The organism is Bacillus sp. NP247, from assembly GCF_018966865.1.
In the GTDB taxonomy this organism is placed as follows: domain Bacteria; phylum Bacillota; class Bacilli; order Bacillales; family Bacillaceae_G; genus Bacillus_A.
In genome coordinates this window covers 3,870,885-3,884,185 of sequence record NZ_CP076653.1, presented here as the reverse complement: position 1 = coordinate 3,884,185, position 13,301 = coordinate 3,870,885, and the positions used below count along the sequence as shown (strand labels likewise).

General features: G+C 36.1%; 15 protein-coding genes. 5 read left to right on the top strand and 10 right to left on the bottom strand.

The annotated features are described in order from the left end of the window. Positions 1-18: 18 nt before the first annotated feature. The 10 genes from KPL75_RS20225 to KPL75_RS20180 all read right to left on the bottom strand — a co-directional run bounded on the left by KPL75_RS20225 (position 19) and on the right by KPL75_RS20180 (position 8,072). Entirely contained in the window at positions 19-564 is a 546-nt protein-coding gene (locus tag KPL75_RS20225; protein ID WP_219921141.1) for a spore coat CotO family protein, read from the bottom strand. 150 nt (positions 565-714) lie between these two features. After that, positions 715-1,485, bottom strand: a complete 771-nt coding sequence (gene fabI, locus KPL75_RS20220; protein ID WP_002011384.1) for an enoyl-ACP reductase FabI — start codon at positions 1,483-1,485, stop codon at positions 715-717. Between the two features lie 108 nt (positions 1,486-1,593). Then, a complete protein-coding gene (gene rfbD, locus KPL75_RS20215; RefSeq protein WP_219917505.1) occupies positions 1,594-2,448 on the bottom strand; it encodes a dTDP-4-dehydrorhamnose reductase in 855 nt (284 codons plus the stop codon). Positions 2,449-2,459: 11 nt separating this feature from the next. Next, complete coding sequence (gene rfbB, locus KPL75_RS20210) at positions 2,460-3,431, bottom strand: dTDP-glucose 4,6-dehydratase (RefSeq protein WP_219917504.1); 972 nt, start codon at positions 3,429-3,431, stop codon at positions 2,460-2,462. Between the two features lie 15 nt (positions 3,432-3,446). After that, a complete protein-coding gene (gene rfbC / locus KPL75_RS20205; protein ID WP_219917503.1) occupies positions 3,447-3,992 on the bottom strand; it encodes a dTDP-4-dehydrorhamnose 3,5-epimerase in 546 nt (181 codons plus the stop codon). Between the two features lie 8 nt (positions 3,993-4,000). After that, entirely contained in the window at positions 4,001-4,738 is a 738-nt protein-coding gene (locus tag KPL75_RS20200; protein WP_219917502.1) for a sugar phosphate nucleotidyltransferase, read from the bottom strand. 14 nt (positions 4,739-4,752) lie between these two features. Further along, a complete protein-coding gene (locus KPL75_RS20195; RefSeq protein ID WP_219917501.1) occupies positions 4,753-5,433 on the bottom strand; it encodes a glycosyltransferase family protein in 681 nt (226 codons plus the stop codon). Between the two features lie 13 nt (positions 5,434-5,446). Further along, entirely contained in the window at positions 5,447-6,133 is a 687-nt protein-coding gene (locus tag KPL75_RS20190) for a glycosyltransferase family protein (RefSeq protein ID WP_219917500.1), read from the bottom strand. Beyond that, entirely contained in the window at positions 6,130-6,819 is a 690-nt protein-coding gene (locus KPL75_RS20185) for a class I SAM-dependent methyltransferase (RefSeq protein WP_219917499.1), read from the bottom strand. The genes KPL75_RS20190 and KPL75_RS20185 overlap by 4 nt, the downstream gene beginning before the upstream one ends. A gap of 155 nt (positions 6,820-6,974) precedes the next feature. Beyond that, entirely contained in the window at positions 6,975-8,072 is a 1,098-nt protein-coding gene (locus tag KPL75_RS20180) for a glycosyltransferase (RefSeq protein ID WP_002149800.1), read from the bottom strand. Between the two features lie 165 nt (positions 8,073-8,237). On the opposite strand from KPL75_RS20180, the gene KPL75_RS20175 reads away from it, so the two are divergent. From KPL75_RS20175 to KPL75_RS20155, 5 genes are all read left to right on the top strand, one after another. Further along, a complete protein-coding gene (locus tag KPL75_RS20175; protein WP_219917498.1) occupies positions 8,238-9,098 on the top strand; it encodes a BclA C-terminal domain-containing protein in 861 nt (286 codons plus the stop codon). 122 nt (positions 9,099-9,220) lie between these two features. After that, entirely contained in the window at positions 9,221-10,066 is an 846-nt protein-coding gene (locus KPL75_RS20170; protein WP_219917497.1) for a TylF/MycF family methyltransferase, read from the top strand. A gap of 224 nt (positions 10,067-10,290) precedes the next feature. Then, on the top strand, positions 10,291-11,049 hold the full coding sequence (locus KPL75_RS20165; protein ID WP_219917496.1) for a class I SAM-dependent methyltransferase: 759 nt from the start codon (positions 10,291-10,293) through the stop codon (positions 11,047-11,049). 6 nt (positions 11,050-11,055) lie between these two features. Beyond that, positions 11,056-11,982, top strand: coding sequence for a glycosyltransferase family 2 protein (locus tag KPL75_RS20160; RefSeq protein ID WP_219917495.1), 927 nt, complete (start codon positions 11,056-11,058; stop codon positions 11,980-11,982). A gap of 127 nt (positions 11,983-12,109) precedes the next feature. Beyond that, a complete protein-coding gene (locus KPL75_RS20155) occupies positions 12,110-13,270 on the top strand; it encodes an FtsW/RodA/SpoVE family cell cycle protein (protein WP_219917494.1) in 1,161 nt (386 codons plus the stop codon). The last annotated feature ends 31 nt before the right edge of the window (positions 13,271-13,301 follow it).

Below are 13,301 nucleotides of genomic sequence, written 5' to 3'. Positions count from 1 at the left end.
TCTACCACCTTTACATATTTAAAAGCCGGCCATATCAATCGTTTTGATGTCTTCTATAGATAACCGAACATCTCTCATACTATTTGGTGGCATAATGGATACAATGCCATTACGATAAGATATAATCGATCCTATATATGAGACGGTAGTCGTTCTTATCCTACATCTTACTTTCGGAATGTAATGAGGGCGGTTTACTAAAAACTGAAGTTTTTCTTCATTGCTCATATCCTTAAATGATTTATTGTACGGGACTGTTCTCACTTGCTCTTCTTGCTCTTCTTGTTCCTCTTTTTCTAGTTTTCCTTCTACTTTTTCTTCTTCCACTTGCTGCTCCTCTTTCGCAAGCTTTTCTCGTTCTACCGTCTCTTCCACTGCACTACTTACAATACTTTCATTTCTATCACTTTGCTCTTTTCTATCCTCATTTTCAAAGTTTGTAAGAAGAATTCTTTTTATTTTCGGTGCATCAAGTTCTAAATTTACTTGTGCAATATATAACAACGGTTTTCCAACTGTTGAGCTTTTATTTTTATTCTTCACACTCGTCCCTCCCACTTCCATACATAGCTGGATAAATCGTGTACTATTATAGTTATATTCATAACAATGCAAGAACTTTCGTTAAAAATCGTTCTTTCCTAGAACAATTAAAAAGGACAGCCTCAATATGTAGAGACTGTCCTTTTTAAAAAACTATAATCAATATTATATTTATCCTAGAATATGATATCCTGAATCAACATGAATGTTTTCACCTGTTACTCCGCGTGCTAAATCACTGAATAAGAATACTGCTGTATCTCCAACTTCTTCTGGAGTCGTCGCACGACGAAGTGGTGCGCGCTCCTCAATTTCTTTTAAGATTGAGTTAAAGTCGCCTACACCTTTCGCAGATAACGTACGAATCGGCCCTGCAGAAATAGCGTTAACGCGAATGCCATGTTGTCCTAAATCGTTCGCTAAATATTTCACGCTAGCTTCTAATGAAGCTTTCGCCACACCCATAACGTTATAGTTTTTCACAACGCGCTCGCCGCCAAGGTATGTTAAAGTTAAAATATTTCCGCCTTCTGTCATTACTTTCTTCGCTTCTCTTGCTACAGCTGTTAAAGAGAATGCACTAATATTTTGTGCAAGTAAAAATCCATCGCGAGAAGTATCTACAAATTCGCCTTTTAAATCATCACGATTTGCAAAAGCAATACAGTGTGCAACACCGTGAATTGTACCAACTTCTTGCTTAATAGTTTCAAAGCAAGCTGTAAGTTCCTCATCATTCGTTACATCACAAGGTAATACAAGTGATTCTTGTCCTTCTAATGTTTCCGCTAGTTCACGAACGTTTCTTTCTAAACGCTCTCCTGCATATGTGAATATTAATTTTGCACCTGCATTATGCAAAGAGCGAGCAATTCCCCATGCAATACTTCTTTGGTTCGCAACGCCCATAACAACAAATGTTTTCCCTTGTAATAGTTCCATGATATATCCTCCCAGAAATACTTATACTTGTTATTAGTACCTGATACTATAATTATAGTACCATAAAACCTCTTAAAGGCAAACAAAAAAGTCACTAACATAAATTTGTTAATGACTTTTTGTTTCTATAAAAAACCTTTCTAATCCTTCTTCCCAAGTAGGCATTTGTAAAAAACCATTTAATTGTAGCATTTTATGCTGAAAGATCGAATATTTCGGTCTCGCTGCCGCCGATCCAAATTCCTCAGTCGACACAGGTAACACATTCACTCTTATTTTTGTATGCGAAAATATTTTTTGAGCAAATTCAAACCAAGAACATGAACCCCGATTTGATACGTGATACGTACCGTATAAGGATGTATGGATGAGCTTATTAATCACAGTAATTAAATCCGCCACGTACGTAGGAGAACCAACTTGATCCGCTACAACAGATATGTTTTCTCTCTCTTTTCCTAATCGTAGCATCGTTTTCACAAAATTATTTCCATACTTACCATACAACCACGATGTACGGACTATAAAATATTTATTATGTAACTCTTTTACGAACTGCTCTCCTGCAAATTTAGAAGCTCCATATATATTTATCGGTGCTGGATTATGAAATTCATGATAGCCATCCGGTTTGTCACCTGGAAATACATAATCGGTACTGACATACACTAACTTAGCCCCTACTAATTGTGAAGCAACCGCTACATTTCGAGCTCCAATCGCATTTATTAAGTAAGCAAGATCCTGTTCTTTCTCAGCACCATCTACCTTCGTATACGCTGCACAATGAACAATTGTATGTGGCTTTATTTCTTGTACCACTTGCTTAATTTCGGATATATTTGTTACATCTAATAACTTTTTATCAAATGGATATATGTCATATTCCTGAGAATTCAACTCTTCTTGTAGTTGCTTCCCTAGCTGACCGTTCGCTCCCGTTATGATAATCCGTTCTTTCATCTACATGCCCCTTACTTTTCTTTTAGTGGCTTCCACCAGTCCACATTGTTTTTATACCATTCCACCGTTTCTTTTAATCCTTGTTCGAACGTATACTTCGGTTCCCATTCAAACTCATTCTTCATTTTTTGTGCATCAATCGCATAACGACGGTCGTGACCTAAACGGTCTGTTACAAATTCAATATCTTTTTTCGTTTTTCCTAAAAGTTTTATAATTTGTTCCACAACATCTACATTTGTTTTTTCGTTATTCCCGCCGATATTATATACCTCTCCTATACATCCCTTATGCAAAACGGTGTCAATGGCACTACAATGATCCGTTACATGTAGCCAATCCCTTACATTCAATCCATCACCATATAATGGTAGTTTCTTTCCTTCAAGCGCATTCGTAACCATTAACGGAATTAATTTCTCAGGATATTGGTACGGTCCATAGTTATTAGAACAACGTGTTACAACAACTGGTAATTGATACGTTTTATAATAAGATAAGGCTATTATGTCGCTACTTGCTTTACTTGAAGAATATGGACTATTAGGAGCTAGCGGGGTTTCCTCTGTAAATTTCCCGGTTTTCCCTAAAGAACCGTATACTTCATCTGTTGATACTTGCACGAGTTTAATATGTGAATATTTTTTCACTAACTCCAACAGCGTGACTGTACCTATTACATTCGTATCATAAAAAGGAATTGGGTTTTCAATACTACGATCCACATGTGATTCAGCTGCGAAATTTACAATTACTTGCACGTCACGTTCCTTAGCAACATGTTCCAGCAGCTCTCCATTTTGGATTTCCCCTTTTACAAATGAGTAGTTAGGATTTTCTTGAATAGACTTTACATTATTTAAATTCCCGCTATATGTTAATGCATCGTAATTAATGATTTTATATGTTTCATAGTTTTTTAACATATAGTGAATGAAATTACTTCCAATAAATCCAGCTCCACCTGTAACTAATATATTCATAAACAACTCTCCTACTTAAAAACTATCTTCATATTCCTGAAGTAATGGTAATATTCGATCCTTATCGGACAAGATAGGATTTGTTACCGGCCATGGAATTGATAATTCTTTATCTTCCCAAAGCAAACCGGAATCGTGATCAGCACTATAATACTCATCTACTTTATACATAACAATTGTATGAGGTACAAGTGTACAAAAACCATGAGCAAATCCTTTCGGCACTAATAATTTCCTATGATTATCCGCGCTTAAAATATAACTTCTCCACTTTTTAAATGTAGGTGAATCTTTTCGCAAATCAACGATAACATCATATATTGCACCTTGCATAACTTGAATGAGTTTCGTTTGTGCTTTCGGACTTTTTTGAAAGTGTAGCCCTCGAATCGTCCCCGAATGCGCTGAATAAGATACGTTATCTTGCACAAATGAATGCGTAATCCCTAACGTTTCTAGCATCTTCTTATTATAACTTTCAGTAAAAAAACCTCGCTCGTCTTCAAACACTCTCGGTTCTAACAATTTCGCATCGGTAAAATTTGTTTCTACAACTTTCATATTTTCACCTATTCTCCATTAAACTGTTTCCCAAAGTCTATATCCCGCGCTAACGTATTCGCTCTTTGAAGAGAATCATGCGTTCCCGCATCAGTCCACCAGCCGCTCATTTCATTATAAGTAAGTACTCCTCGTTTTAAATACCAGTTATTTATATCTGTAATTTCAAGTTCCCCTCTTGTGGAAGGTTTTAATTCTTTTATATAAGAAAAGACTTTCGAATCATACAAATAAATTCCCGTAACAGCATAAGAACTTTTCGGCTCATTCGGCTTTTCTTCAATTCCAATTATTTTTCGGCCTTGAATATGTGCTACACCAAATCGCTCGGGATCTTCTACAGATTGAAGCAGCACTTTAGCCCCTTCTTTTTGACTTGTAAACTCTTCAACATACGGGCGAATATCATCTGAAAAGATATTATCTCCTAATATAACTGCCATCCGATCATTTCCTACGAAATCTTCACAAAGTCCTAGCGCCTGCGCAATCCCGCCCGCCTTATCTTGCACACGATACGTAAAGGATACACCAAACTCTTGACCACTTCCTAGAAAGTTAACCACATCTCCCATATGCTCTTTACCTGTAATAATCATAATATCTGTAATTTCACATCGCTTTAGCTTATATACCGCATGATAAATCATCGGATACCGCCCAACGGGAAGTAAATGTTTATTCGTTACTTTCGTTATTGGATATAATCTCGACCCTGTCCCGCCTGCTAAAATAATCCCTTTCATCCTTCATCTCTCCCTTATGATGGAGATAGTATATCTTTATAATGTTCCACAAAAACTTTTCGGTATTTCTCATATGTATCCGCATCAAACTCATCTCCGTTGTAATGAATACACCATAGATTTGATTGATTAGGGATACCAATTAAATATCCAGATTTTTGAAATTCTAAAGACTGTGACACATCATAGAAATGGAATCCTTGAAACAAATCCTCTCGCCACGGAAGGTCATGTTGCGTTGCCATTAGTAAACCATCAATTGCCTGAACTGACATAAATGATTTATTCCCATAAAAATCCTGATCCAAATTTAATAATTGATAATTCTGTCTTCTGTATTCAATCACTTTCCCTACCAAGTTTTTACCTTCCCACCATATCCCGTTACTCGGTAAAAATTGGGCGCCTGCCACTCCAATTAAGCCAAGCTTTTCATTTTCTTTAAAAAGAGAAATGAGGGTATAAAACATATCACGATTAATAAGGTAAGTATCTTGATGTATATATACTTTATATTTCGCCGGATATGAAAGTGCTCGATTGTACGCACTTGCCATACTTTTCGCATCTCGTATCGGAAAAATTTGCACTACATAGCCAGGGGGAACAAAAATGTTTCTTATTTGTCTCTCACATTGCTCGAAAAGCTCTTCATTATTTACACAAACAACGACTAATATTGTATGATCTTTCATTTTTGTAGCCCCTTCATTCTTCCTTATTTACATCTGACATATAATGCTCCACGAACACTTTCCTATACTTTTCATAATTCGTCATATTTACATCAAAATGATAATGAATACACCAAGCATCACGCTGCACGGGGACACCGACTGTATACCCAGCTTTTTTAAATTCAAACGATTGGGATACATCATAAAAATCAAACCCATCAAATAAGTCCTCTCGCCACGGAATATCATATTGTGTCGCCATCAATAAACCGTCAATACATTCCACTGGAATAAATGTTTTCGATTCATGAAATGGTTGCTCTAAACTAGCCATATAAAATAACTCGTTCATGTAACCAATTACTTTCCCAACTATCCCTCTTCCTTCGTTCCATACACCGTGCGGGGGAACATACTGGGCTCCAACCATCCCAATCATCCCAAGATGCTCGTGTTCCGTAAATAATTGAATTAATCCAAATAAAAAAGCCCCATTTACAATAAAAACATCTTGGTGTAAATACACTTTATATTTCGCTGGATTCGAAAGTGCTTGATTGTATCCGCTCGTCATACTTTTTGCACCGCGAATTGGCATGAATTGTACACTATATCCTGGAGGTACTGCCAATTTCAATATATGTCTCACGCATTGTGCATACAATTTCGAATCATTTACACATATCACCATCAAAATCGTTTTATCAGGATTATTCATAGTTGTGATTTTTCTGCTTCAATAATATATTGAAATACAACCGTCTCAGCCATGAAGCCACTTCCAAGACGATATTTCTTACAAATCCCATATAACTCTTCAATTAGTGGTTCATACATTTTGTGATCGATATATACACGATCTACTTTACTAATAGAGTAGCCCGCTTTTAAAAACATTCGTAACATCTCATTAAATGTAAAGAAACGAATATGTGTTTTATCTAATAAACCATATTCTGTATACGTCCAATTTCCCGCTAATAAAGGAGCTAACACTGAAATGTGAGCAACGTTCGGTATGCTAGCTAAAATAACTCCATTTTGTTTTATATAAGGTTTTACTTTTTCTATGACAGCCCATGGATCGAATAAATGCTCTAATACATCCCCGAATATGACACAATCAAATTGTTCCTTCTCATAAGGAAGATCCATTGTTTCTATATCACCTAAAATAACATGATCTAGTTTTTCTTTCGCTTTTTCGGCAGCCTCTGGGAACGCTTCAATTCCTGATACACGTGCTCCATTTTCTTTTATAGCCGCTCCTAATGCACCGCTCGAGCAGCCAATATCAAGAACTTCTTGCCATTCCTTTTTTATATGCTTTAATAAATTAGGATTTGCCGCATTATAATAATGTTCAGCTTTTTCTTCGTATAAAGAACTTTTCTCCCGATTCATTTCACACACTCCTTATGCAAATTGAATTTGAAATATAAATAAAATACATTCTACAAAGGATGCCATCTCTATTGGTTGCATTACCGATACTCTAATATATAGCCAATCTACTATCGTTAGAATAGCGACAAGTCATTTCCTAAAAATAGAACAAATCACATTTTATATTGTTTATCATAGACGCCTCTAAAATATTTACGGTTATATTCAATCGCAGCATTATTCGGAACATAAGAAGCTGCTAATTCATTATAATAATAAGCTTTATCTTGATCTCCTAATCTGCTATAACAAATACACATTTGCAAATATGGAATCCACGTATAACTAGCCGGACTGTGAAAAGGACTATCCTCTGCTAGCGGCACTTCAGTTGCTAGCTTAAACCAAAATATCGCTTCATTATACTTTTGTTGTTCCATATATATATATCCTATTCTTGTACAATTTTCTCCTCTAGGAATACCATAACGAAACGACTTCGTACAAGATTCAACTGCCTTCTCCCAGTCTCCTAACTTCGCATAACAATCCCCTAACTTACCACATGCATAAATTTTCTCTTCATGCCATCCTTCCTCTTGATTAAGAAATGTTTCATACAGCAGAACCGCATCGTCATATTTTTGATTATCCATAGATTCATTACCGTAATAAAATAAATCTCTCGGGCTTAATTCTTCTCCAGCTGCTACAGCATTTTGAAAAATTTTTAAATTACGATTCGTTACTTCTTTTTCCTTTTTATGTGTAATAGCGACATTACTATTGTAAATCTCACCAGAAACAGCCAAATACTCATGTACCTTTCCAAACCATTGAAACTGTTTTTCACGCTTTACAAGTCGATATCTTCTTGTGCAATATAAAGGTTTCCCATTAGAATCCATTACAAGATAATAAGGCATAGAAACAGCGTCAACTTTACCATCTAACTCTCGTTTTAATGTTTTCAGTAATTCTTGAGCATCCTCTAATAAAACATCATCCGCATCTAGCCATAATATATATTCTTGTGTTGCTTTTGAAAAAGCAAAATTTCTAGCCGCTGCAAAATCATCAATCCATTGAAAATCGTATATGTTAGAAGTGTATTTTTCTACATTTTTTTTCGTTCGATCAACAGAACCTGTATCAACTATTACAATTTCATCCACGATTTTTTCTACCGCGTCCAAACATCGATCTATTGTATTTTCCTCATCTCGAACAATCATACATAGACTAATTGTAATTCCTTGCTTGTTCAACATAATCACCCTCTTCCAACTCAATCATATGTTATACATACAATAAACTTTCCATTTTTTTAACTTGTTCAAGCTATTTAAGATTTCTTTTCAATAATTCAAATGTCCGTGTCATTTTCTTACGGTTTTGCATCTACTATATAATGAAAGCTTTATGGAGGTGAATTTATGTCAAATAATAATTATTCAGACGGCTTAAATCCAGATGAATCCTTATCAGCTAGTGCATTTGACCCTAATCTTGTAGGACCAACTTTACCACCAATACCGCCATTTACCCTTCCGACCGGGCCTACTGGACCTACTGGACCTACCGGGCCGACTGGACCTACTAGCGGTACTGGCGCGACTGGCGCGACTGGGCCGACTGGACCTACTGGACCGACTGGACCGACTGGACCTACCGGGCCGACTAGCGGTACTGGCGCAACTGGACCTACTGGTTCGACTGGACCTACTGGCTCGACTGGTTCGACTGGACCGACTGGACCTACTGGACCTACTGGACCGACTGGACCGACTGGACCGACTGGACCTACTGGACCTACTGGACCTACTGGACCTACTGGACCTACTGGACCTACTGGACCGACTGGACCTACCGGGCCGACTGGACCATCTGGATTAGGACTTCCAGCAGGATTGTACGCATTTAACTCTGCTACAATTAGCGTAGCTCTTGGAATTAATGAGCCAGTACCATTTAATACTGTTGGATCTCAGTTTGGTACAGCAATTTCTCAATTAGATGCCGATACTTTCATCATAAGTGAAACTGGATTCTACAAAATTACTGTTATCGCATATACTGCATTAGTAAGTGTATTAGGTAGCCTTGCAATTCAAGTTAACGGTGTCAATGTACCAGGTGCCGGAACAAGTTTAATCTCACTTGGAGCACCTCTCGTTATCCAAGCGATTACACAAATTACAATAACTCCATCAATGGTTGAAGCAGTTGTTACAGGACTTGGCTTATCGCTAGCTCTTGGTACTAGTGCATCAATTATTATTGAAAAAATTGCTTAATTTTTTACTTAGCAGTAAAACTGATATCAGTTTTACTGCTTTTTCAATTATGAATTCAATCATGAAACCTTCACTACCTACATAATCATATTGTTGTATGACATTTCGCAGGAGGCATCTATATGGAAAATAAATCTGCTGTCCAGCTTTATCTCGAGTTGTTAAAGAAAACAATTCTGTTTGAAATATGGCTAGAGTATGAGCCATATTTACCTGCTTCGTTACATATATCTAAGGAACTTCCATACGAACCCGTTACAGTTCCACTCCCTTTATTTATTAAACAATATGCAGAAAATCATAATTTAAAAATTATTAAACCTAACGTTTTAAAAAGCGAACGTCAAGACGGAATGGATTGGCCAAGAGCAGCACACAGTATGATCGGCCGGGAACGCATGAATCAATTACATGAAGCATTAGAAACAGTTGTCCGTGAAAATATAGAAGGTGATTTTATTGAAACAGGTGTGTGGCGCGGGGGATCGTGCATTTTTATGAATGGGTTTTTACAAGCAAATAACATTACTGATCGCAATATATGGGTTGCCGATTCATTTGAGGGCCTCCCAACACCAAATATAGAACAATACCCGAGAGATTTCGGCGATTACTTACACAGCTTTGATTATTTACGTGTTTCTTTGGAACAAGTACAAGAAAACTTTAGAAAATACGATTTATTAAATGACCAGGTAAAGTTTTTAAAAGGTTGGTTTAAAGATACTTTACCGTCAGCACCGATAGAAAAAATTGCAATTGCTCGCCTTGACGGTGATATGTATGAATCAACAATGGATGGTCTTGTAAACTTATACGATAAAGTTTCAACAGGTGGCTATATTATTATTGATGATTACGGACTACCACCATGCGCTGAGGCTGTGACAGACTTTAGAAATCAAAGAAACTTAAAAGCACCCATTACTAAAATTGATGTATTCGGTGTTTATTGGCGAAAAGAATAGGGCGAAGCTTTATTCAGTTAAGGTTTCTCCATCTCACACTAATTATTGGCCTTCGCCAATAGCATGATAAATAAAAACAAAGGCTCCCATTACTATTTCCAGTTGTTCTAGGGAGCTTTTTACATATCGCAACAGTTCTAATATCGTTTCCCCTCCCACCATAAAATGGTAGCTGCATATTAAAAATGTTGGTTCCCTGTTTACTACAAGGAAGGAGTGAAATTATGAGCGAGCTTGAAAAAAAAATCGCATTAATCCCACCTCCCGAACTCGTCCAATATGTAGGGGGCGACTTTCAAAAGGTTGGAAAAGAATTCATAAAACATTTTATTCAAATTGGTAGTTTAAAATCCAATGAAACAGTGTTAGATGTAGGTTGTGGTGTCGGCCGAATGGCGGTCCCATTAATGAATTACTTAAGCGATGATGGAGCTTATTATGGATTTGATTTATTTAAAGATGGCATTACATGGTGCAAAAATAATATTTCAGCTGCCCGTAGCAATTTTCATTTTGAACACGTTGATATATATAATCAATTCTACAACCCAGAAGGAAAAGAAGATGCTTCTCAATACAAATTTCCATATGAAGACGATTCATTCGATTTTATTTTTTTAACTTCTGTATTTACCCATCTCCTTCAGAAAGAATTAGAACATTACGTATCTGAGATTGTACGTGTTCTAAAAAAAGATGGGAGATGTTTTATTACCTTCTTTCTCATTAACCCTGAATCATCCTATTACTTAAATTCAGGGCTAAGTACATTAGGTTTTTATCATCAAATTGAAAATTGTTATGTTTTGAATAAAGATATTCCTAATTTCGCAGTTGCCTATCCTGAAGAAGATATCCGCATCTTATTAAATAAACATGGCTTAGAGGTAATTAATAAACCGCATTATGGTTTATGGTGCGGCAGAAATGAGTATACAAGTTATCAAGATATCGTTCTTACAAAAAAAGCTTCTGAAAGGTAGTTTCGTATGAATAATAAAAAAAAGTCACCTCTCGTTTCCATCCTTATTCCCACTTATAATCGACCACATTATTTCAAAATTGCTCTAGAAAGTGCATTAGCGCAAAGTTATCCGAATATTGAAGTTATTATTGGGGACGATAGTACAAATGATGAAACAGAGATCTTAATAAATGAACAGTATTTACCTAATTATAAAAATATAACATACATTCGAAATACCACTACTTTAGGACAATTTCATAACGATCTTATGCTATTAGAGAAATCTAATGGGGAGTATATAAATTTTTTAATGGACGATGATGTGTTTTATAATCATAAAATACAAAAAATGATGGCTTATTTTGAGCAAGACACAAATAAAAATCTCGCTCTTATAACCTCTTATCGAGTACGTATTGATGATCAGGGAAATTTAATTGGAGATGCTCATCCAACACAAAGATTATATAGCGAAGACATTCAATTAAACGGAATATTTTTAGGCGACTGGATGTTAAGAGATGGCCATAACATTATCGGTGAGCCTACAACTATTCTGTTTAGAAAACAGTTACTCACTGAACCTTTTGGAACACTACAAGATAGACCATATGCTTGTAGTGTCGATATGGCATCCTGGATTTCTCTACTTTCTAAAGGAGATGCAGTGTATATATCTGAGCCGTTAAGTCAATTTCGCTACCATGCTGGGCAACAAATACACGACAAGCTCCTTGAAGGCTCTGAAGATTTTCTGCATCTCATTATAACATCAAAAGAATATGGCTTTTTACAAAATACTAAGGACTATAGAATAGCCCTACTTAGCGCTTACCAATGGTGTAAAAACTCCTTAATATATTATCACAGTATACCAGATCCCATTCCAGATGCACATGTACGTCTTTCCCATTGTTTGGATATAATTATAAAAGAGCTGAATCATTAGCCGGTGCTACGAAAACAAAAATGTATGAACTATATGTGAATAACGCGTATAGTTCATACATTCTAAAATACGTGATGCAACAACTAAAATCCACTAATATAAAGAGGAGTAGAAAGGAATTCATACAGTGAAAGATCCGAACCCTCAATATCAAATAGACTACATATTAATATTCATTTTATTTGCCATCGGGACTGTTAGTTGCTTTGCTATTGCAAGTGCACAAGCTTCTTTACCACCATTTTTACAAAACGTAAATTTTGTATTAAAACAAATCCAATGGTATGCCATTGGATTTATCGCCATTGGTGTTATTATGGTTATTGATTTCGATCGCTATAAACAAATTGCTTGGTATTTATATAGCTTTGCACTCATACTTCTAATTGGCCTAGAACTTCAAGTTCCTAGCGCCGTTACAATTAAAGGGGCTACCGCGTGGTACACACTTTCAGGGATTGGAAACTTTCAGCCTTCTGAAATTATGAAATTATTTTTGATTATCGTCGTTGGACGAATTATAGCGAATCATAATGAAAAATACCTTTTTCGGACAACTCGTGAAGATTTCATTTTACTTTTAAAAATATTTGCAGCTAGTTTACCTCCTCTACTTCTAATCGCAAAAGAACCTGATTTAGGAAACACAATGGTTATTTCAGCGATGCTTGCAACAATGGTTTTAGTTTCTGGTATACGTTGGCGCTTTATCCTCGGATTAACCTCCGGTATTTTTGCCATAGGCTCTACCTTAACATATATTTATTTCACGCATACAGAGTTCTTTAAAGAGCACATTCTAAAAGAATATCAATTAAATCGCTTCTATGGTTGGCTTGCACCTTATGAATATGACGCACAAGGATACCAATTAAGACAAGCATTCTTAGCTACTGGATCAGGAGAGATGCAAGGAAAAGGATGGGAAAATGGACAAGTATATTTTCCAGAGCCACACACAGATTTTATTTTCACAAATATCGCTGAACAATTCGGTTTTTTAGGAGCAAGTATCATTATTTCACTTTTTTTCTTACTCATATACCGAATGATCCATATCGCTTTAGAAAGCAATGAACCTTTCGGTAGTTATATTTGCGCTGGTACAATCGGAGTGTTTACGTTCCAAGTATTCCAAAATATCGGGATGACAATTGGCTTACTCCCTATTACAGGAATAACATTACCTCTTATGAGCTACGGCGGGAGTTCACTGCTCACATATATGGTTGCTATTGGATTTATTTTGAACGTACGCTCAAGAACTAAAATCTTTATGTTTAAATGAACCATACCGAAAAACGGTATGGTTTTTTTCT